The organism is Paenibacillus sp. J31P190, assembly GCF_059692075.1.
In genome coordinates this window covers 13,492-34,111 of the sequence record NZ_JCAUAS010000006.1, presented here as the reverse complement: position 1 = coordinate 34,111, position 20,620 = coordinate 13,492, and the positions used below count along the sequence as shown (strand labels likewise).

The following is a 20,620-nucleotide window of genomic DNA, read 5'->3' as shown; positions in this document are numbered from 1 at the left end:
TTTACAACTTGTCTAGAACGAAAAAAAAGCCGTTAAAAACCGGCTTTTTTCTCATACTAGTTAATTAAACGACGTGCTCCCCAATAATGAGCATCATAGTAGGGAGTACCAAATAAAGTGCTAATCTTTACTTCCCTTGTTCCCATCGTTCCTGCTTGAAGAATTTTGTTATTTCCAAGATAGATACCTACATGGGAAACCCCGGCCGTATAAGTTCCTTGTAGAAATACAAGGTCACCTTTACGCAGGTCGCTTTTATCTACTGGTGTTCCTAATTGACTCTGCAATGCTGATGAATGAAGAAGGTTAAATCCGTTTTGATTAAACGCATATTGTACAAAGCCTGAGCAATCAAAAGCAACATATGGTGTATTGCCGCCAAATACATATGGCGTTCCAAGCTGCTTCATTCCAGTTGCAATGATGGCATCTGCTTTTACTTCCCAGCTTTGTTTAATAGAAGCCTTAACTGGAAGATTAATTACAACACCTGCGTAGATATTTTGCTGATTAACATTTGGATTATTTGCGATGAGATCAGCTAATGGAACATTGAACTTCTGTGAGATGGACCAGAAAGTGTCAGTATCCGTAGCTACGTATTGATTCAAAGGTGCCGCATTTGCGATTCCGCTGAATAAGAGACTTGTCGCCATTGCGGTTGAAAGAATAAACTTTCTCATGAATTTCCTCCTAGATGTTATATGTAGTTACCTAAACATTTTATCAGAATGAATAAATAGAGAATATGAGCAAAATATGGATAAACGTGAGGCGGGTCAATTTTCGTTCTATTTGTTTACATAACATACATTATGTATATAATCGTTTAGGAAGTCTCATAATTTACAACTTTCTTCCCCTGTATGATAAAAAAATGGAGTAGGGGCATCTAGATGATAGCAATGCTACGTGGTTGTTTTAGTAGTTGTTTTACACTATGTCAAATGCAGAGATTTATTTTGGAACACTTTGTATAATGTAAATCGTCATAGAAGTAATATAATATAACATATACAGTGAATATATATTACATTTATATAACGTAATAACAGAGTTCAAATGAGGAGGGATACAATGAATTCAGATCTTTCCCAGCAGAAAGTGGAAATATTGGTGGATGGCGTCTGCATGGTGTTTGGGAAAAAAGGAAAGCAAGTGACTGTACTCCAAGACATCTCGTTCGATGTAGCCCAGAATGAATTCGTATCCTTACTTGGGCCTTCAGGCTGTGGCAAATCAACACTGCTGCGGCTGATGGCTGACCTGCTTCAACCCTCAAGCGGGCAAATTATAATTCAAAAGGAGCATCCGCGGGAAGTGCGTTTGCGCAGGAAATTCGGCATTGTGTTTCAGAATCCCACGCTGTTCGAGTGGCGAACCGTACGCGAAAATGTGGAGCTTCCCTTAGAGGTAATGGGGCGTAATCGTGCGGAGTATAGAAGTATGGTCGATCAGCTGCTTGAAACCGTAGGTTTGACGAAATTTAAAGATTATTACCCTTGGCAGCTAAGTGGCGGCATGCAGCAAAGAGTGGCTATTGCACGTGCATTATCGTTGGATCCGCCTATTTTGTTTATGGATGAACCCTTCTCGGCGCTTGATGAATTCACAAAGGAGAAACTGCAATTCGAACTGCTTGAAATTAAAAGAAAGACGAATAAGACGATCGTTTTCGTGACTCATAGTATTCCGGAAGCTGTATTTTTATCCAATCGAATCATTGTATTATCTGCAAATCCTGGTCGCGTACACTCCGTTCACCGCGTCGATTTGGGAGAGGATCGTACTTTGCAAGCCCGAGAATCGGAACGTTTCCATGCTTTGACCGCTTCCATTCGAAATTGCTTCTACGAGGAGAGTGATGCCCTTGATGATCAAATTGGATAGACAATGGCATCAAGCTGCTGTTATTGCTTGTTGGATAGCGGCATTACTCCTTCTCTGGGAAGTGTTCGCTTGGCTGATCCATAACGTGATTCAAGTCTCACAACCCGACTCCAAACTGCCTTATTTGCATAAGGTGATTACCTCCTTACAAGACAATCTTCCCACCCTCATCAAGCAGGGTTTCACAACGTTCGGCAATGCGATGACTGGCTTCCTGATTGGTGCTATTTTCGGCGCTGCCTTAGCCATTACCATGAGCCTCTCCAAAACGGTTGAACACACGCTAACTCCCTACATGGTCGCTTCTCAAATGGTGCCCATCATCGGTCTTGCGCCGATCCTGTACGGCATCCTCCATGATCCGAGTCTTTCGCGGATCGTTATGGCAGGTTATGTGACATTTTTCCCTGTCACCATTAACTCTCTTCGCGGGCTGCGCAGTGTGCAGCCTGAGCAGCTGGAGCTTATGCGCTCCTTAGCTGCTTCAACCTGGCACAGCTACTTGAAGCTCAAGGTGCCATCCGCGCTGCCGGGACTGTTCGCCGGACTCAAGATCTCAGCTCCGCTGGCGATCACAGCTTCCATCATCGTTGAGCTAATGGGGGCTCCCGATGGAATCGGCGTGCTAATGGTTAGCTCTCTATATTACGGAGCTGCACAAGTATACATGTTCTGGTGCACGGTGCTTGTCTCGATTGCCATTGGCTTTACAACCTTTCTACTACTAGTTCTCTTAGAAAGATGGCTGACACCGTGGCAGCCTGATTTCCGCGAAAGCAGGAGGGGAGGCGCATGAAAGAGGTCATTTTAAGCAAAGACCAACAAGCTGCAGTGACGACGCTAACGAGTTTGGAGGAACCAACCCGAGCTTCCATTGGAAAAGTACGAACAGGTTACAAGTCTATGTTCACACAGCCAATGAAGTTATTTCCGTATCTATTCGGTCTCGTATTCTTGCTGCTTTGGCAATTCAGAGGGATACACACCTTATTCAGCTTAGAACGCTATCAGCTGCCTATTCCTTCGGATATCATCATAGCCATGCGCGAGAATGGCGATATCCTCCTCATTTACACGCTGTACACGGGGGTTGAAATCATCGGCGGCTTTCTCGTTGGGTCGCTGCTTGGCTGGCTTGCTGCAGTCGCGGCTTCCTTTCGGCCACAAGCAGGAGCCGGTGCGATCTCGATCATGGCCTCGCTCAATGCGGTGCCGATTGTAGCTCTTGCACCAATCATGAATAATTGGTTGGGAGACGGCGTCGCTTCACGAATGGGTATCGTCTCGGTCATGACGATGGCTACCATGGCGGTCAGCACCTACAAAGGGCTGCGTTCCATTGAGCTGTCCTACCTAGAGTTAATGACTTCGTATGCGGCTAGCAGAAGACAGCTTTTTCTCAAACTAAGATTACCCAAAGCCTTACCATCGATATTCTCAGCCCTTAAAATCAACATGTCAACGAGTATCATCGGTGCGATCGTGGGGGAGTTTTTCATTGCATCGCGTGGATTAGGCTACTTGCTTTCGGACCAAATCCGACTGGCTAATATGCCCTTAGCTTGGGCTTGTATTGTTATCGCAGCTATCCTGGGAATTGTTTTATTTACGATCATTCAACTTCTAGAGAAACGCTTTATACCGTGGTCAATTTCCAATCGCTAGATGAAAAAGAATATTTAACATGAGCATCAAGGGATGACACCATCTTTACATACATAGAAATAAATAGGAGAGGATTGGTTCGATTGAAAAAGAGGATCCTTACTGGCAAATTGGCTTTGATGTTTAGTATGGTCATGGTTTTAGTTATCATCTCAGCTTGTGCTTCCGAAAAATCTGCAACCACAACGCCAGCTGCATCTACCGCAGCAGGTGCAACCAAGTCCCCTTCGGCAGAGCCGCTCAAGAAGGTCAAAATTCAGTTGAAATGGGTGCCGCAAGCACAGTTCGCCGGAATCTATGCCGCTAAAGAGAAAGGCTTTTACAAGGATGAAGGAATAGATGTCGAAATTGTGCCGGGCGGACCGGATGTCATCATCGAGCAGCAAGTTGTGAATGGCGCTGTCGATATTGGCGTATCGAGCTTTGACTCTTTGTTAGTCAACCGTGACAATGGATTACCTCTTGTCTCGTTGGCGCAAGTGACACAGAAGAGTTCGTACCGTTTATTATCCAAAAAATCGACCGGTATCGATGCGCCAGCCAAAATGAAGGACAAAAAGGTCGGGACATGGATGGGCAGCCAACAGTTCCAAGTGCTTGCTTTTATGGAGAAGAACGGGCTTGACCCGAAGAAAGACATTCAATTGGTCAAACAAGGTTTCACAATGGATCAATTCTTTGGGGATCAGTTGGATGTAGCGACAGCAACGATTTATAACGAGTACTATGTTGTGCTTGAGAGCGGTGTGAAAGAGACAGAATTGAATGTGTTTAACTTTGATGATGCCGGTGTTGCGATGCTGGAGGATACGCTTATTGCGAAGAAGGACTGGGTCGATAAGAACCACGATCTCGCCGTTAAAGCCGTGAGAGCAACCATGAAAGGCTGGAATTACGCGATTGAGCATCAGGACGAAGTCGTTGATATTGTGATGAAAAGTGTAACGGCAGGAAGTACAACCAAACAGCATCAAACGACAATGCTGAAGGAAATGGCAAAGCTTGTGAAGCCGGATGGATTTAAAAATGAACAAGTCGGTTCATTTGTAGGTGAATCAGTGACACGGACAGCGGACATTGCGCTGAAATATGGCTTGATTAAGAAACCGGCCGATTTGACAGCGGCTATTGATAAAACGATTTTACAGGGCAAGTGAATTTTCGGAGGGTAGGCGGATCGTGGATGACTGTAGTCTGCGATCCTTCTTTACATCATCAGGAGAGGGGAGCTTGGCTTATGAGCGCTAACGAGGTTAGTGATCTGCTGACAAAGGAGGAGCTGCTTGAAAAGGATCGCAAATATGTGTGGCATCACATGTCTGCACATAACGAAAATCCGATGATACTTGCTTCTGGTGAGGGAAGCTGGGTTACGGATGTGGATGGGAATCGTTATTTGGATGGCATGTCCGGATTATGGTGTGTGAATGTGGGTCACGGTAGAAAAGAAATTGCGGAAGCGGCCGCTGAGCAAATGATGAAAATCGCTTATGCTACGCTCGTCCAGTCCCATATACCCGCCATTGAATTAGCGGCGAAATTGAATGAGTGGCTGGATGGTGAGTATCGGATTTTTTACTCAAATTCAGGGTCGGATGCCAACGAAGTGGCCTTCAAGATTGCTCGCCAATATCATCATCAGAACGGGAAGCCATCCAAACATAAGTTCATCTCTCGGCATCGCGCATATCATGGCAATTCAATGGGGGCATTGGGTGCAACAGGGCAAGCACAGCGTAAGCTGAAATATGAACCGCTCGGTGTGGGCTTTCAGCATGTGCCGCCGCCTTATTGTTATCGCTGTCCATTTGGCCAGACGAAGGGGTCATGTAGTTTTCAATGCGCCAAAGCCATCGAGGATGCCATTGTTTGGGAGGGAGCAGATTCTGTTGCAGGCGTAATCGTGGAGCCCGTGATTACGGGAGGCGGGATGATTGTTCCTCCGGACGAGTACCTGCCCATGGTGCGCAGCATTTGTGACAAGTATGATGTGCTGCTCATTGTCGATGAAGTGATCTGCGGATTCGGTCGATCCGGCGAGAAATTCGGTCATCTGAACTATGGGGTGAGACCCGACATCGTGACGATGGCCAAAGGCTTGACCAGTGCGTACTCGCCGCTTTCTGCAACCGCTGTATCGGCTGAATTGTATGAATCGTTCAAAGTTAAAGAAGCGACGAGCCATTTAAGACATATCAATACGTTCGGGGGTAATCCAGTCTCTTGCGTTGTTGCGTTGAAAAATATGGAGATCTTGGAAAAAGAAAATCTGGTTACGCGCTCTGCTCATATCGGAAACACATTTAAAACTCAATTAGAACCTTTGCTTGACCATCCGCATGTTGGCGAGATACGTATTTTCGGATCAGCGATGGGTATCGAGCTCGTAGAAGATCAAGTGTCGAAGCTTCCGGCAACTGCTGACCGCGTGACGAAGATCATAGTTGGATGCAAGCAAAAGGGTCTGCTTATAGGAAGGAACGGGGATACAGTGCCTGGATTTGCAAACATTCTCACGCTAAGTCCGCCCTTATCTTCAACAGATGAGGATGTGGCTTTTATCATCGAGACCTTGCTTGCTGTGTTTGATGCCAATCAGGAGAAAGGATGATAGGTATTGCCTAAAGCACCGCAGATACAAATTAACGCTTCACGACTGCAACAGCGAATTCAGGAGCTCGCTCAAATCGGGAAAATTGGCGAAACAGGTGTATGCAGACTGGCCTTGTCCAAAGAAGATCGTGAAGGCTTAGAGCTTGTGAAAAGCTGGATGCAAGAAGCTGGGATGGAAGCTTCCATCGATCCATTCGCCAACTTAATTGGGGTACTTAAGGGAAGTAATCCGAATGCACCGGTTCTCATGCTAGGCTCTCATGTGGATTCACAGCCTTATGGCGGTAGATTTGATGGCGCGATAGGTGTACTTGGTGCGATCGAAGTGGTCCAAACGCTGGTGGAGGAAGGGATAACGCCAGCATGTAATATTGAAGTTGTGGCATTCTGCGATGAAGAGGGCTGCCGCTTCAACAAAGGGCTTTTCGGCGTTCGTGGAATGACCGGAAAGCTTGAAGCAAATGAGTTGGAGCGTACGGATAAAAATGGTGTTACACGCAGAGAAGCTTTGGTTCAGTTCGGGTGCGACCCAGCTGAATTCGAGAGCTATGTGTTCCAAGAAGGTCGAATTGGCGCTTTTCTGGAGCTGCATATCGAGCAAGGTCCAGTACTGGAGTCACTCGATGCTCCGATTGGTATCGTCAGCGGAATCTCAGGTCCATTATGGCTCACCGTGGAGATGATCGGCTTCGCTGGGCACGCTGGTTCAGTGCCGATGTCTATGCGCCAAGACGCGCTTCTAGGCTGTGCCAAAATCATTGTGGCGCTCAATGAGTTAGTGCGGCAGGAGCCAGGTGCTCCGACCGTCGGAACGGTAGGCTCCCTTACGGTGTTTCCGGATTCCCGCAATATCATCCCGGAGAAGGTATCCTTCACCATTGACTTGCGGGACATTGATTTACGGCGTCGCAATGCGGTAGAAGCGGAGCTGCTCAGCGTGATCGAGAACGTGTCGCGCGAGCATGGTCTCACGTATACGATTCGCGAAGATACGAACAGTGAACCCCGCTACTGCGCGAACTGGATCAAGCAAAGCCTGCATCAGGAAGCAGCTCTGATGGGGTTGACCCCGCCAGAGCTGATGAGCGGACCTTTCCATGATTCGCTAACCATGTCCTATGTGTGTGACTATGGGATGATTTTCGTTCGATGCCTCGAAGGCATCAGTCACAATCCCAAAGAATATGCTAGTCCAGAGGACATTACGCTGGGCACAGAGCTTTTATACCGTACCGCACGACGGATCGCCACGGAAAAGGGGGGCTTCCAGCCATGAGCAAAGTGAAAATTGGCCTCATTCAAGCCTCGCATGATGTGCATGGCGATGAGGCTGTGGCCAAGCACAAAGAAGCAGCGATACAAAAGCATATCGCGTTGGTTCGTAAAGCGGCGCAGCAAGGCGCGCAAATCATTTCTTTGCAAGAAATATTCTACAGCCCTTATTTCTGCGCAGAGCAAACAACGAGGTGGTACGATGCCGCAGAGGAAATACCGAAAGGGTCAACGACGATGCTCTTTCAGGAATTGGCGAAGGAGCTTGGTGTTGTCATCATTCTCCCTATTTATGAGAGAGAAGGCATCGCTTCCTACTACAATACGGCTGCTGTGATTGATGCGGATGGTACCTATTTAGGCAAATACCGAAAACACCACATTCCGCACGTGGCGGCAGGCGGCGGTTCTTGCGGGTTCTGGGAGAAGTATTATTTTAAACCAGGTAATCTGGGCTACCCCGTGTTCGATACAGCGTTTGCTAAGGTTGGGGTTTATATCTGTTACGATCGCCATTTCCCTGAAGGAGCAAGGGCTCTCGGACTTGGCGGAGCAGAGATTGTGTTCAATCCTTCCGCTACAGTAGCGGGGACGTCGGAGTATCTCTGGAAGCTCGAGCAGCCAGCGCATGCCGTGGCCAATGGGTATTATGTCGGTGCCATTAATCGTGTTGGTCTCGAAGCTCCGTGGAACATGGGAGAATTCTATGGTCAATCTTACTTGGTGGATCCGCGCGGTTCGATTGTTTCCATCGGAAGTCGGGATCAAGATGAAGTGGTCATCGGCGAAATGGACAAAGAGTTAATCCGTGAAGTCCGCAATGTTTGGCAATTTTATCGGGATCGCAGGCCTGAAACCTATGATCAAATTGTAAGCTTATAAGCATGGGAGGGGGAGCGAAGATGAGTTCAACATTTATTTCCTTAACCGATTTGAAACGCAATTTCGCGGAGGTCAAATCTGGCATGAAGCCGAAAGAGGCGATCGAGGAATCGAACCGCTGCTTATTTTGTTATGATGCTCCTTGCATTCGTGCCTGTCCAACGGGGATTGATATTCCTTCTTTTATCAAAAAGATTGCTTCCGGCAATCTCAAAGGTTCCGCACGTACAATTATGGAAGCGAATCCGGTAGGGGCCTCTTGCTCAAGGGTATGTCCCACAGAGGAGCTTTGTGAAGGAGCTTGTGTACTCAATCATTCGTCCAAGCCTATCCTAATTGGCAACTTACAGCGCTATGCGACGGATTGGGCTATTAAGAATGAACAAATATTGTTCAAGGCCGGGACAAGTAATGGGAAGTCGGTTGCTGTGATTGGTGGCGGGCCTGCTGGTTTATCGGCAGCTCGGGAGCTTGCCCGCTTCGGGTTCAAGGTTACGGTGTTTGAGGCGAAGGAGCGGGCTGGAGGGTTAGATACCTATGGGATCGTCTCGTTTCGGCTGCCCCAGGAGATTTCACTATGGGAAGTCGAGCAGGTTAAGCAGTTAGGTGTGGAATTCCATATGAATACGCGAGTAGGGATAGATATAAGCAGCACAGATTTACTGGGCGACTATGATGCCGTTGTTCTGGCTGTGGGAATGTCAAAGGTTCCGATGCTGGGTATTGAAGGCGAAGCTTTAAAAGGCGTGTACGATGCCATCGAATATGTGGAATCTACGAAGACAGAACAGGAGTTGGATACATCCCTCGTTGGGAAACGGGTAGCAGTCATAGGAGCGGGGAATACAGCAATAGATGCGGCAACGTGCTCAGTAAGGCTAGGAGCTGAAAAGGTGCAAATTGTGTATCGGCGTACGCAGGAAGAGATGACGGCGTATGATTTTGAATATGATTTCGCTAAGCAGGATGGCGTTGCGTTTCAGTGGCTTACGGCTCCAAAACGGATCATCGGGGATGCGAATGGGAATGTCGCAGCATTAGAATGCCTGCGCATGGAACTAGTGGAAGTAGATGCGGGGCGCAAACGTCCGATTCCCATTGAAGGCTCAGAATTTGTCCTGGAGGTAGATGCCGTTATTAAGGCAATTGGGCAGACGAGGCATGTTTCCCTCATTAATCAATTCGAACTTGCACATACACGAGGAACCGTTACAGTTGATCCGTCAACAGGTCAAACTTCCAATCCCAAGGTGTATGCAGCGGGTGACGTCATTTTCGGAGAAGGACAGGGAGAAGCGATGGTTGTATCGGCGGCCCAGCAAGGCAAACAAACGGCTTATGCTATTTATAATCAACTGGTGAAAAGGGAAAATGCTTCGGCTTAATGACTTTCTAAATGGATCGGGAGGGATTCAAATGGCTGATTTACGCATAAATCTAGCAGGTATAGCGTCACCTAATCCGTTCTGGTTAGCATCGGCGCCACCGACCAACACGGGTTATCAAGTTCAACGCGCTTTCGAAGCGGGGTGGGGTGGAGCGGTTTGGAAAACACTTGGCGATCCCATCATTAATACATCTTCGCGCTTTGCAGCCATTCATTTCAACGGACAACGCGTTGCAGGCTTCAATAATATTGAACTCATCACGGACCGACCGTTAGAGGTTAATCTTAAAGAGATTTATGAGACGAAGAAGCGTTTTCCGAATCATACGATTGTCGTATCCCTGATGGTTGAGCCGAACCGAGAGAAATGGCATGAGATTGTAAAAAAGGTCGAAGCTGTCGGTGTCGACGGCTTGGAGCTGAACTTTGGCTGCCCGCACGGCATGGCTGAACGCGGCATGGGTGCTGCTTCGGGGCAGCAGCCGGATCTCGTGGAGGCGCAGACGATGTGGGTGAAGGAAGCGGCGACGACGCCTGTCATCGTGAAGCTGACGCCGAACATCACAGATATTACGAGCACCGCTAAGGCGGCGGTTCGAGGCGGAGCGGATGCGATTTCGTTGATCAATACGATCAACTCACTAGCTGGCGTGGATATCGATTCGTGGAACACGATTCCTCATGTCGGGGGCAAGGGCTCTCACGGCGGATATTGCGGTCCGGCAGTTAAACCCATTGCCCTCCATATGGTTGCTGATTGTGCGCGAAATCCAGAGGTTGGCGTACCTATTTCTGGCATTGGCGGTATTTCCAATTGGCGAGATGCCGTTGAGTTCATGCTGATGGGCGCGACAGGCGTTCAAGTTTGTACGGCGGCGATGCACCATGGTTTCCGCATTGTGGAGGATATGATCGATGGTTTGAACAACTATTTGGATGAAAAAGGTCTCGCCAGCGTCACCGAATTGATCGGGAAATCCGTTCCGCGTTACTCCGATTGGGGGAACTTGGATTTGAATTATGCGGTCGTGGCGAGAATTGACACGGATACCTGTATCAACTGCAACAAATGCCATATTGCTTGTGAGGATACGTCTCATCAATGCATTGATATGTTAACCGATGATCAGGGTCAGTCCTATTTGCAAGTACGTGAAGAAGATTGTGTAGGATGTAACTTATGCGCGATTGTTTGTCCCGTTGATGGTGCTATTTCTATGATTGAGGTATCAGGAACAGAAGCGCCAATGACTTGGAACGAAAGGCAGGAGGCCGTCGCTAAGCTGTCAGAAGGCAAAGATACCACCAAGAAGGAGGCTGTGTAACCATGTCAAAGCTCATTAAGAACGGAACGATCGTGACGGCTGTTGACCAGTACCAAGCGGACGTCCTTATCGAGAACGGGATCATTACGCAAATAGGTTTGAACCTCTCCAAGGAAGGGGCAGAAATTGTAGATGCCGCAGGTCATTACGTGTTCCCTGGCGGTATTGATCCGCATACCCATCTTGACATGCCTTTTGGCGGCACGGTTACAGCCGATGATTTCGAAACAGGCACGAGAGCGGCCGCTTTCGGTGGGACGACAACGATCATTGATTTTTGTTTAACGAACAAAGGAAAACCGCTGAGTCAGTCTGTTCAAACTTGGCATCAAAAAGCCGCTGGCAAAGCCGTCATCGACTATGGATTTCATTTAATGATTGCGGAAATCAACGATGAGGTACTGGCAGAGCTGCCGAAAATGATTCACGAAGAGGGGATCACCTCACTCAAAGTGTTTATGGCGTATAAAAATGTGTTTCAAGCCGACGACGGCACGCTGTATCGGACACTGCTCGAGGCAAAGCGGCACGGAGCTCTTGTCATGGTACACGCAGAGAACGGCGATGTGATTGACTATTTGATTAAAGAAGCGTTGGAAGCGGGAAATACAGATCCGATTTACCATGCATTAACGCGTCCATCGTTAATTGAAGGAGAAGCGACAGGGCGTGCGGCTAAGCTTACTGCATTGGCTGATTCTCAGCTTTATGTCGTTCATGTGACGTGCGAAGAAGCCGTTCAGCAGATTGCCGAAGCGCGGAATCAAGGCGTTGATATCTGGGGGGAAACGTGCCCGCAGTACTTGATGCTGGATCAGACCTACTTGGAAAAGCCGAATTTCGAAGGGGCAAAATACGTATGGTCGCCTCCGCTGCGACCGCAGCATCACCAAGAGGCTCTGTGGACCGCTTTGAAAAATGGACAGCTACAGACGCTAGGATCTGATCACTGTTCATTTAATTTCAATGGGCAAAAAGACTTGGGACTAGGCGATTTTAGCAAAATCCCGAATGGAGGACCTTGCATTGAGGATCGATTCTCCATCCTATATTCAGAAGGCGTAGTGAAGGGTCGGATCACGCTGAATCAGTTCGTAGATATCGTGTCTACGCGAATTGCGAAGCTTTTTGGCTTATTTCCCAAGAAGGGGACCATCGCAGTAGGATGCGATGCGGATATTGTTATCTTTGATCCGAGTGTGACACGAACGATCTCAGCTGAAACCCACCATATGAATGTGGATTACAATCCATTTGAAGGCATTCTGATCTCTGGAGAGCCTGTCACTGTATTGTCTCGAGGCGAATACGTCATCCGGAATAAACAATTCGTAGGCACCGCAGGTGCCGGGCAATTCGTGAAACGAGGCACATATCATGCAGCTTCACGCAATGAAATAGCGAAGAAAGAAGAAGCTAGCAAAGGGGGAGCCACACATGTCTGAGTTTGCACAATTTAAGCTAGAAAAGCAGAAATTGGATGACTTCGTGGCTCAGAAATTCAAAATCGTCGGGGTGAAGGAAGATCTGGAGGGAGCGTGGCTCGATCTCGAACATCCCGGCGGTGAAACGGCGAATCTGCATCTAACAACAGCAAATGCTAGGAAGTATTATGTATCCCTGCTCCTTAAACAAGAACAAACGCAAGCTTAAACGATCGCGCCATGCATGTATTCGTAGCCGTGTAGGGCCAGTTCAATGGCAATCCTCTTGTGTGGATGCATGTAATCTTCACCAAGCTGCGCTGCTATTTTGTCCAGACGATGGTACAGGGTTTGCCGGACGATAAACAGTTCCTTGGCAGTATCTTGTTTGGATCCGCATAGCGCTAAATAAGCTCTCAATGTCTTCAGAAGCTGTCCATTTTTCTCCCGATCATAATGAATTATTTTTCCGAGATATTCATCAATGAATGACTCCAGCTGACCGGTATGTTTCATTTTTAGTATCACTTTGTTCACATGCTGCTCATGGTAGAAAGGACTTGTAAGCATACCGGTATCTTTCTGTATCTCAATCGTTTCTTGAGCGGTCTCATAGCTTTCCTTAACGCGAGTTGGGTCACTTAATGTTTTCCCGATACCGAACCAAGGGGAGAACAAGAGTGTTTCTTGATTAGCCTCTGATTTTTGAAGTCTTTGTATGGCCCTGGAGATTCGTTCATTGCATGGAATGGCAGGCAATTGGTCAAGTAGGATGAATACGATTTGATCCTGTATGACGGTTGGCATGAGATAGAAACCTTCAGCTTCGAATAGGGCGCGGGCAATCATCTGCTTTTGTAAAAGGAGGTCTTCGTAGTCCTTGGAAATTTCGGCTGTTGGGACGATGTCAAATAGACAGACAATGGTTTGGCTCAGCTTCATGGAGGGTTTGATGGAGAACATATAATCGCGAATTTCTTGCCCTGTATGTTTACCGTTCAGCCAATCAGTGACCCAGAGATTCTGTTTGTACCGCGTTTTCTCCTCCATATATTTCGTGCGCATCATTTCTTGTGCAATGGCCGTTGCGAACCTGTCTAAGGCGAGGGTTTGAAATTCACTGAGTTCTTGATCGGCATATAAAAGTAAGTCTGCGAACAAATGTTCCAAGGCTAAAATAGGGCGATGGGCCAGTTTGTTTTTGGCATTAGGAAGTTGAAAGATCTCGCCATAAATCCATTTCTCATAAAAGGCATCGGCCTTCGTTTTCGGCATGGTAGGGACGAACTGCGCCTCCGCGCCGAAAGGAAAGAAGGCGACTTGTGAGTGAGTTGTTTGATGCAGCAGCTTTAAGAGGGCTTGCAATCCTTTCCCCGAGAGGAGTAACTGATTCAGCTGGGTGGAGAGGGATTCCAGGTCTGACACCATTTTGTGATGCTGATGGATGAAGTAGGTGTGTAAATCCTGCGTGATGTCGATATATCGTACTTCTTCGTGGAAAAAGATAAGTGGAAAGTTCTCTTGGATGGCAAGCTTCTTCATCCGTTCAAGCGGCTGTTTCGTATATGTGCCGAGCTCGATACATAATCCTGAAGCACCACTGTCGATCAACTGCTGCAAAAAGGAAAGACTTAGCTCCTCGTTATCATGCCAACCAATGCCTGTGCTTAGAATAAGCTCGTTCCCATTGAGAAGATGGCCGACTTGGGTCACTTCCATGATATGTACCCAACGTACCTTTCGATTCAAAGCTTCCTCACTTGCGATGGCTTCTGCTTTGTGAAATAGCGGCCTCTGCAAAATATCTTTCACTGTTAATTGTAAAAGTGTCTGTACCAAGCGAGTTCACCACCTTCATGTGAGGAAAGTTGACGTAACATAGCAAAATTGTAATTTCACCTATTATACAATGTGTCCAGAGACTTTTGGGAAAAATTCTTCCTACCAGGAGATGAACGAATATGAAACTCTTACAAAATTTCGTGCAGGGTGTTTGGATCGATTCAGAAAACGGTTCAGTGAGTGATGTGATTAATCCGGCAACAGGGGATATCATTGCTCGTGTACCGCTTTCTTCATCCAAAGATGTTGAAGCGGCTGTCCTAGCGGCACAAACGGCCTTTGAATCATGGAGCAGAACACCTGTACCCAAACGAGCAAGAGTATTGTTTCACTTCTGGCAGTTATTGCAGGAACATGAACAAGAAATTGCAGAGCTCATTACGTCTGAGAACGGTAAAAGCTATAAAGAAGCGTTAGGTGAGGTGCTCCGTGGGATCGAATGCGTAGAATTTGCAGCTGGAACGCCTTCGCATATGATGGGATTGACATTGGCTAATATATCCACCGATATGGATTCCGAGTTATTTCGAGTTCCGCTTGGCGTGGTTGGGGGAATAACACCCTTTAATTTTCCGATGATGGTACCATGCTGGATGTTTCCCTTAGCCATTGCTTGTGGAAACACGTTCGTGTTAAAACCATCAGAACGAACGCCGCTGACTGCCATGAAATTAGCGTCATTATTTCAGGAGGCGGGGCTCCCTGATGGAGTGCTGAATATCGTCCATGGTGCACATGATGTGGTGAATGCGCTGACAACGATGCCCGCCGTGAAAGCTATCTCCTTCGTAGGCTCGCAACCGGTTGCGAGATATGTTTATGAGAAAGCATCTTCAGCAGGTAAACGTGTGCAAGCGCTAGCAGGGGCTAAGAACTATCATATCGTGATGCCCGATGCCCATGTTGAAAAATCGGTTGAGAATATTATCATGTCTTCTTTTGGAAGCGCGGGGGAGAGATGTATGGCTTGCTCGTCTGTTGTGGTTGTTGGGGATGGGGAGAATTTCGTAAATAAGCTTCATCAAGCAGCAGGTAATATGGTAATTGGCAATGGCATGAAAGAAGAAGTAACACTCACACCGATCATACGAAGCGAACAGCGCACCAGGATTGAAGCCTTTATTGACAAAGGGATAGAGGAGGGAGCGGAGCTTTTATTAGATGGAAGAAATGCGGAGGCTTGTTCGGCTGAAGGATTTTTCCTTGGAGCTACGGTATTTGATCATGTGAAACCGCATATGACGATCGCGAAAGAGGAAATATTTGGCCCGGTTTTATCCCTATTCCGAGCTGAGGATTTGGACGAAGCACTGCGGCTTGTGAATCAATCGCGGTTCGGTAATTCGGCCGTCATCTATACGGAAAATGCCAGAGCCATACGCAAATTTCGAGAAGAAGTAGAAGCTGGGATGCTAGGCGTGAACGTTGGCGTACCGGCTCCGATGGCCTTTTTCCCATTCTCGGGCTGGAAAGACTCATTCTATGGTGATTTGCATGCCAATGGCAAAGATGGTGTAGAGTTTTATACGAAGAAAAAGATGATTACATCACGTTATTTTTAAAATAAGTTTTAAAAGAATAGGGGAATGAGGGCCGCGATCGATTGCGGCTTTTTTGACGTTGTGTATGGACAAGCTTTAATCGTTGATGTAGGTTAATGAATAGGGAATTAAGGAGGAGACACAAGTGATTAGAATATTGGCTGTTAACGAAGAACAGGAGATTATCCATGTATCCTCATTAGATGATCTTAAACATTCAAATATAGATCGATACTGGGTAGATTTCAATGCGCCTTCCAAGGAGGAAGCTTTACTCTTACAAAAGCACTTTCAATTTCATCCGCTGGCTATAGAAGATTGCTATCATTATCTACAGCGTCCTAAACTAGATCATTATGATGAAACTCATTTTTTTGTCCTTCATGCTTTGCATCCTGAAACGTTAGCTGCGGAAGAGGTGGACCTGTTCTGGGGCACTAACTTCATTGTTACCTTTCATTATTCACCGTCTAAGGAAATTGATGAAGCCTGGCATCGGATGGCAGAACAACAAAAGTTTGTTGAGAAAGGTATTGTATACACGGCCTATTTAATTATAGATAAGCTGGTAGATGAATATTTCCCTAGTCTATATCAAATCGAAGATCAGTTAGATGAAATCGAAGTAAGAGGTAAAAGTGTTCCTGTTCACATCTTAATGAACGAAATATTTGAAATAAGAGCTAAGTTATTAAAGATTCGAAAGACAATTGTTCCTATGAGGGATCTGCTCTATCGAGTTATTAATACCGAAAAAATTGAAGGTCTTAAAGAACATGTCGTCTATTTTACAGACATCTACGACCATCTGCTTAAGCTCTCGGAAATTATTGACTCCAATCGAGATTTAACTGCGGATATACGGGATAGTTATGTTTCCATAAATTCCTATCGTATGAATACGATTATGAAGACTTTAACGGTGATTACGACAATTTTCATGCCTTTAACATTCATAGCTGGTATATACGGAATGAATTTTCAAAATATGCCGGAGCTTACTTGGCGTTGGGGTTATTTTATTGTTCTATTTATCATGTTCGGCATTGGTTTCGGTATGTATTTGCTATTCAAAAATAAGAAATGGTTTGATTAGCAGCATTAAATATTAATGTCATTAATTATTATCGGAGGACGCTTCTATGATGAAGCATAAACAAAAAAAGCAAAACACGATGGGGCAATATGCGGAGCTGCTTAGCCGATATTTGTTCCCGCAAAAGGGTACGCTCATTGTCTTGACGATGCTCTTATTCGCATCTATTGGTCTTCAGCTCATCAACCCGCAAATTATTCGCTATTTTATCGATACCGCTCAAACGCAAGGGGCGATGCAGCCACTGATTACAGCCGCGATTATGTTTATTGGCTTTGCGCTTGTTCAGCAGCTGGTTTCCGTCATAGCTACCTATTTTAGTGAAAATGTAGGGTGGAAAACAACGAATAAGCTGCGAGTGGATCTTGCCGCTCATTGTTTATCACTGGATATGTCATTTCATAAATCACATACATCAGGCTCGCTCATCGAACGTGTAGATGGGGATGTGAATGCACTGGCCAATTTCTTCTCGAGCATGATCATTCATTTATTGGGTAATCTGCTCTTAATGGCTGGCATTATTATTTTGTTGCTTCGGGAAAATTGGTTGATTGGCGCGGGGATGGCCTTTTTCGTCGTTTTTGCGGTCTTTATGATTCAGTGGATCCGTAAATTTGCTGTTCCAGTCTGGGCGGGTTGGCGGCAGGCGAACGCAGAGTTTTATGGCTTTATTGGAGAGCATTTGGAAGGAACAGAAGATATTCGCGCCAATGGCGCAGTCGGGTTCGTTATGAATCGCTTCTATACCATGCTTAGAAAAATGCTGCCGCTTCGGGTGAAAGCCTTTCTCGGTTTCTGTGCGATGTGGAACATGTCTATTTTCGTTTTTGCGCTTGGCAACGCCATGGCGTTTGGTATTAGCGCTTATCTGTGGCACACCCAGCATATTTCTCTAGGTACTGTGTACCTGATTTTCTTCTATACGGAATTATTAGCCAAGCCGATTGAGAAGATTCGTACGCAAATGGAAGATTTGCAAAAGGCAGATGCCAGTATCTCACGTATACGCGAGCTGTTCGCTATCCAGTCTGAGATTAAGGATGGGACTGGAGCACCGTTACCTGAAGGACCGCTTAGTGTTGAATTCCGTGATATCACGTTTAGTTACGATGGGGATCAGCCTACAATTGAGGGGTTAAATCTGACTCTGAAGCCAGGTGAAGTTCTAGGACTCCTTGGCCGCACGGGGAGTGGAAAGTCAACAATGGCAAGGTTGCTGCTTCGCTTTTACGATCCTCAAAGTGGAAGTATCGCGCTTGGCGGTACGGATATCCGGAGCTGTAAGTTAGTTGATCTACGCAAACGTGTAGCTCTTGTTACGCAAAATATTGAAATTATGCAAGGGACCATTCGAGATAACCTAACCTTCTACGATGATTCGATCACGGACGAACAAATTATTGAAGTACTCAAGGAACTTGGACTCGGAGCGTGGTATGAAGCGATGCCTGATGGGCTAAATACAGGTTTAGCCTCCGGAGGAGGAAGCCTTTCTGCAGGAGAAGCACAGCTGCTAGCCTTCGCACGGGTTTTCCTAACGAATCCCGGACTCGTGATTATGGACGAAGCTTCTTCAAGACTTGATCCGCTGACAGAGCAGCGAATGGAAAAAGCGGTTTCTAAGCTATTGACGCAGCGGTCCTGTATCATGATTGCGCATCGTCTAACAACCGTTCAACGAGCGGATCATATTCTTATTCTAGATAATGGGCGCGTTTTGGAATCGGGTAAAAGAGAGCATCTGGCCGCAGATCCGAACTCTCGCTTCAGCCAATTACTGGCCACAGGCTTAGAGGAGGTGTTGGCATGAATACGTATCAATATTTGTGGCGGCTTATTATGTACCGGCCCATACGGTATCTGGTTAACGCCATTGCTTGGACCGTTATCTATTTGGCACCAATTGCGCCTGGACTTATAACGAAAGAGTTTTTCGATACTCTGACAGGTACGTCGGCGTTAGGTTATGGTGTATGGGGACTGATCGCATTGTTAATGGCTGCAGCCTTAGGTCGCATTATGCTGATTGTGATTGGTTTTATTACGGATGTTAACTTCCGCTTTCGTATGGGGATGCTGCTTAGACGCAACTTGCTCGAGCATGTATTAAAACAGCCGGGAGCACAAGCCATTCCCGTTTCTCCTGGGGAAGCGATTAGCCATTTCCGAGATGATGTCGATCAATCAGAAGAGGCAGCAAGCTGGTCGGTCGATGTGTTCGGAATGACCTGTTTTGCCCTTGTTTCGGGCTATATCCTGATTCGGATTGATTCTCAAATGACGCTGCTTGTGTTTATGCCGATCGTTCTCGTCATTACGGCTGCGCAGTTGGCTACGGTTCGCTTACAGAAATATCGCGCAGCTAGCCGTGAAGCCACCTCGAAGGTAACGGGAGAGATCAGCGAAATGTTCGGCAATGTGCAGGCGATTCAAGTCGCCGGTGCGGAGAAACGAGTGATCGCTCGGTTCAGCAGCTTCGGTGACAACCGTAGGAAAGCAATGCTGAAGGATCGGCTCATGGGTGAGCTGCTGGATTCGGTGTTTTCTAACTCGGTTAACCTGGGGACGGGGCTCATTCTATTGCTGGCTGGAACAAAAATGAGAGCTGGGACGTTTACCGTTGGTGACTTCGCTTTGTTCGTGTACTATTTAACTTTTGTTACGCAGTTTATCACGAATGTGGGCAAATTTATTACGTATTTTAAGCAGATGAGTGTGTCGCTGGAGAGATTGACGTTTCTTTTGCAAGGGGCATCGGCCAAGGTTCTTACGATGGTTAATTCGCTGCATTTGAAGGTGGAGAATAAAGTGGCGGAAGCTACTGTGTCTACTATCCCTTTGGCTCAGGAAGGAAGAGAGATCGAGAGTCTGGGTGGGGTAAAGGTAGAGAGAAAATTCAATCCTGAAACCGGGGATGAGGTCTCGCTGCAGCGGCTTGATGTGAATGGACTGAGCTACGCTTACTCTGATACCGGCAGAGGGATCTCGGACATTCACTTCAGCTTGAAAAGAGGATCGTTCACCGTTATTACGGGAACGATTGGTTCGGGCAAGACCACGCTTGTTCGCTCGCTCCTTGGGCTGCTGCCCAAGGGAGAGGGGACGATCGCGTGGAATGGTGTGCCCGTCGAAGATCCGGGCACATTCTTTACACCGCCGCGGAGCGCTTATACCGCGCAGGTGCCGCGGCTATACAGCGATACGCTGCGCAACAATATTTTGCTCGGGCAAGCGGAGCAAGGCGATAGCTTGCAAATGGCTTTGCACGCGGCGGTGATGGAGTTCGACGTCGCGCAGCTGCCCGGCGGGCTGGACACCGTCATCGGCCCACGCGGGGTGAAGCTCTCCGGCGGGCAAGCGCAGCGGACGGCTGCAGCGCGCATGCTCGTGCGCGACGCCGAGCTGTATGTGTTCGACGACCTGTCGAGCGCGCTCGACGTCGAGACGGAACAGAAGCTGTGGGAGCGGATGTTCAAGCGTCGAAGTGATGCGACCTGTCTGGTCGTATCCCACCGCAAAACGGCGCTCACACGGGCGGACCACATCATTGTGATGAAGGAAGGCCGGATTGAGGCCGAAGGAAACTCGGAGGAACTCCTGCGGCAGAGCGCAACGTTCAGGGAACTGTGGTATGGCGATGAGCGGCATACCTAATGAAAAAATAGAGAAGCCTAAGTGAT

Annotated in this window: 17 protein-coding genes; 15 read left to right on the top strand and 2 right to left on the bottom strand. The window is 47.1% G+C overall.

All coding sequences use genetic code 11. The annotated features are described in order from the left end of the window. Positions 1–56: 56 nt before the first annotated feature. On the bottom strand, positions 57–683 hold the full coding sequence (locus AC58U0_RS13555) for a C40 family peptidase (protein WP_497379524.1): 627 nt from the start codon (positions 681–683) through the stop codon (positions 57–59). Between the two features lie 394 nt (positions 684–1,077). Here AC58U0_RS13555 and AC58U0_RS13550 point away from each other — a divergent pair, with 394 nt between their 5' ends. The 11 genes from AC58U0_RS13550 (at position 1,078) to AC58U0_RS13500 (ending at position 12,687) form a co-directional block, all read left to right on the top strand. Further along, positions 1,078–1,890 carry an ABC transporter ATP-binding protein gene (locus AC58U0_RS13550; protein WP_497379523.1) on the top strand — a complete coding sequence of 271 codons (813 nt, stop codon included), beginning with the start codon at positions 1,078–1,080 and terminating at the stop codon, positions 1,888–1,890. Next, entirely contained in the window at positions 1,874–2,686 is an 813-nt protein-coding gene (locus tag AC58U0_RS13545; protein ID WP_497379709.1) for an ABC transporter permease, read from the top strand. The genes AC58U0_RS13550 and AC58U0_RS13545 overlap by 17 nt, the downstream gene beginning before the upstream one ends. Beyond that, entirely contained in the window at positions 2,683–3,555 is an 873-nt protein-coding gene (locus AC58U0_RS13540; protein WP_497379522.1) for an ABC transporter permease, read from the top strand. Before AC58U0_RS13545 ends, AC58U0_RS13540 begins: the two co-directional genes overlap by 4 nt. Before the next feature lie 83 nt (positions 3,556–3,638). Beyond that, on the top strand, positions 3,639–4,712 hold the full coding sequence (locus AC58U0_RS13535; protein ID WP_497379521.1) for an ABC transporter substrate-binding protein: 1,074 nt from the start codon (positions 3,639–3,641) through the stop codon (positions 4,710–4,712). An 80-nt stretch (positions 4,713–4,792) separates the two neighbouring features. Continuing rightward, positions 4,793–6,166: an aspartate aminotransferase family protein gene (locus tag AC58U0_RS13530; protein WP_497379520.1), complete on the top strand. Its 1,374-nt coding sequence runs from the start codon at positions 4,793–4,795 to the stop codon at positions 6,164–6,166. A gap of 6 nt (positions 6,167–6,172) precedes the next feature. Further along, on the top strand, positions 6,173–7,444 hold the full coding sequence (locus tag AC58U0_RS13525; RefSeq protein ID WP_497379519.1) for a M20 family metallo-hydrolase: 1,272 nt from the start codon (positions 6,173–6,175) through the stop codon (positions 7,442–7,444). Next, positions 7,441–8,322: a nitrilase-related carbon-nitrogen hydrolase gene (locus AC58U0_RS13520; RefSeq protein ID WP_497379518.1), complete on the top strand. Its 882-nt coding sequence runs from the start codon at positions 7,441–7,443 to the stop codon at positions 8,320–8,322. Before AC58U0_RS13525 ends, AC58U0_RS13520 begins: the two co-directional genes overlap by 4 nt. A gap of 20 nt (positions 8,323–8,342) precedes the next feature. Then, the gene (locus AC58U0_RS13515; RefSeq protein ID WP_497379517.1) at positions 8,343–9,707 is read left to right on the top strand and encodes an NAD(P)-dependent oxidoreductase; all 1,365 of its coding nucleotides are present in this window, start codon (positions 8,343–8,345) and stop codon (positions 9,705–9,707) included. 31 nt (positions 9,708–9,738) lie between these two features. After that, positions 9,739–11,034, top strand: coding sequence for an NAD-dependent dihydropyrimidine dehydrogenase subunit PreA (gene preA / locus AC58U0_RS13510; protein ID WP_497379516.1), 1,296 nt, complete (start codon positions 9,739–9,741; stop codon positions 11,032–11,034). A 2-nt stretch (positions 11,035–11,036) separates the two neighbouring features. Beyond that, positions 11,037–12,479, top strand: coding sequence for a dihydropyrimidinase (gene hydA / locus AC58U0_RS13505; protein WP_497379515.1), 1,443 nt, complete (start codon positions 11,037–11,039; stop codon positions 12,477–12,479). Next, on the top strand, positions 12,472–12,687 hold the full coding sequence (locus AC58U0_RS13500; protein WP_307545201.1) for a hypothetical protein: 216 nt from the start codon (positions 12,472–12,474) through the stop codon (positions 12,685–12,687). Before hydA ends, AC58U0_RS13500 begins: the two co-directional genes overlap by 8 nt. Here the strand turns inward: AC58U0_RS13500 and AC58U0_RS13495 are convergent. Further along, positions 12,684–14,297 (bottom strand): PucR family transcriptional regulator, encoded by a 1,614-nt coding sequence (locus AC58U0_RS13495; protein WP_497379514.1) that lies wholly within the window; start codon positions 14,295–14,297, stop codon positions 12,684–12,686. The two genes, AC58U0_RS13500 and AC58U0_RS13495, sit on opposite strands and share 4 nt — an antisense overlap. A gap of 122 nt (positions 14,298–14,419) precedes the next feature. On the opposite strand from AC58U0_RS13495, the gene AC58U0_RS13490 reads away from it, so the two are divergent. The 4 genes from AC58U0_RS13490 (at position 14,420) to AC58U0_RS13475 (ending at position 20,594) form a co-directional block, all read left to right on the top strand. Beyond that, positions 14,420–15,862 (top strand): CoA-acylating methylmalonate-semialdehyde dehydrogenase, encoded by a 1,443-nt coding sequence (locus tag AC58U0_RS13490; protein WP_497379513.1) that lies wholly within the window; start codon positions 14,420–14,422, stop codon positions 15,860–15,862. A 124-nt stretch (positions 15,863–15,986) separates the two neighbouring features. Further along, positions 15,987–16,937 carry a magnesium/cobalt transporter CorA gene (gene corA / locus AC58U0_RS13485; RefSeq protein WP_497379512.1) on the top strand — a complete coding sequence of 317 codons (951 nt, stop codon included), beginning with the start codon at positions 15,987–15,989 and terminating at the stop codon, positions 16,935–16,937. A 46-nt stretch (positions 16,938–16,983) separates the two neighbouring features. Beyond that, positions 16,984–18,750, top strand: a complete 1,767-nt coding sequence (locus tag AC58U0_RS13480) for an ABC transporter ATP-binding protein (RefSeq protein ID WP_497379511.1) — start codon at positions 16,984–16,986, stop codon at positions 18,748–18,750. Next, the gene (locus AC58U0_RS13475; RefSeq protein ID WP_497379510.1) at positions 18,747–20,594 is read left to right on the top strand and encodes an ABC transporter ATP-binding protein; all 1,848 of its coding nucleotides are present in this window, start codon (positions 18,747–18,749) and stop codon (positions 20,592–20,594) included. Before AC58U0_RS13480 ends, AC58U0_RS13475 begins: the two co-directional genes overlap by 4 nt. The last annotated feature ends 26 nt before the right edge of the window (positions 20,595–20,620 follow it).

Bases quoted from the DNA above. Each gene is read 5' to 3' on its own strand.
- AC58U0_RS13555 (WP_497379524.1), bottom strand. From the start codon at position 683: ATGAGAAAGTTTATTCTTTCAACCGCAATGGCGACAAGTCTCTTATTC.
- AC58U0_RS13550 (WP_497379523.1), top strand. From the start codon at position 1,078: ATGAATTCAGATCTTTCCCAGCAGAAAGTGGAAATATTGGTGGATGGC.
- AC58U0_RS13545 (WP_497379709.1), top strand. From the start codon at position 1,874: ATGATCAAATTGGATAGACAATGGCATCAAGCTGCTGTTATTGCTTGT.
- AC58U0_RS13540 (WP_497379522.1), top strand. From the start codon at position 2,683: ATGAAAGAGGTCATTTTAAGCAAAGACCAACAAGCTGCAGTGACGACG.
- AC58U0_RS13530 (WP_497379520.1), top strand. From the start codon at position 4,793: ATGAGCGCTAACGAGGTTAGTGATCTGCTGACAAAGGAGGAGCTGCTT.
- AC58U0_RS13520 (WP_497379518.1), top strand. From the start codon at position 7,441: ATGAGCAAAGTGAAAATTGGCCTCATTCAAGCCTCGCATGATGTGCAT.
- AC58U0_RS13515 (WP_497379517.1), top strand. From the start codon at position 8,343: ATGAGTTCAACATTTATTTCCTTAACCGATTTGAAACGCAATTTCGCG.
- preA (WP_497379516.1), top strand. From the start codon at position 9,739: ATGGCTGATTTACGCATAAATCTAGCAGGTATAGCGTCACCTAATCCG.
- hydA (WP_497379515.1), top strand. From the start codon at position 11,037: ATGTCAAAGCTCATTAAGAACGGAACGATCGTGACGGCTGTTGACCAG.
- AC58U0_RS13500 (WP_307545201.1), top strand. From the start codon at position 12,472: ATGTCTGAGTTTGCACAATTTAAGCTAGAAAAGCAGAAATTGGATGAC.
- AC58U0_RS13490 (WP_497379513.1), top strand. From the start codon at position 14,420: ATGAAACTCTTACAAAATTTCGTGCAGGGTGTTTGGATCGATTCAGAA.
- AC58U0_RS13480 (WP_497379511.1), top strand. From the start codon at position 16,984: ATGATGAAGCATAAACAAAAAAAGCAAAACACGATGGGGCAATATGCG.
- AC58U0_RS13475 (WP_497379510.1), top strand. From the start codon at position 18,747: ATGAATACGTATCAATATTTGTGGCGGCTTATTATGTACCGGCCCATA.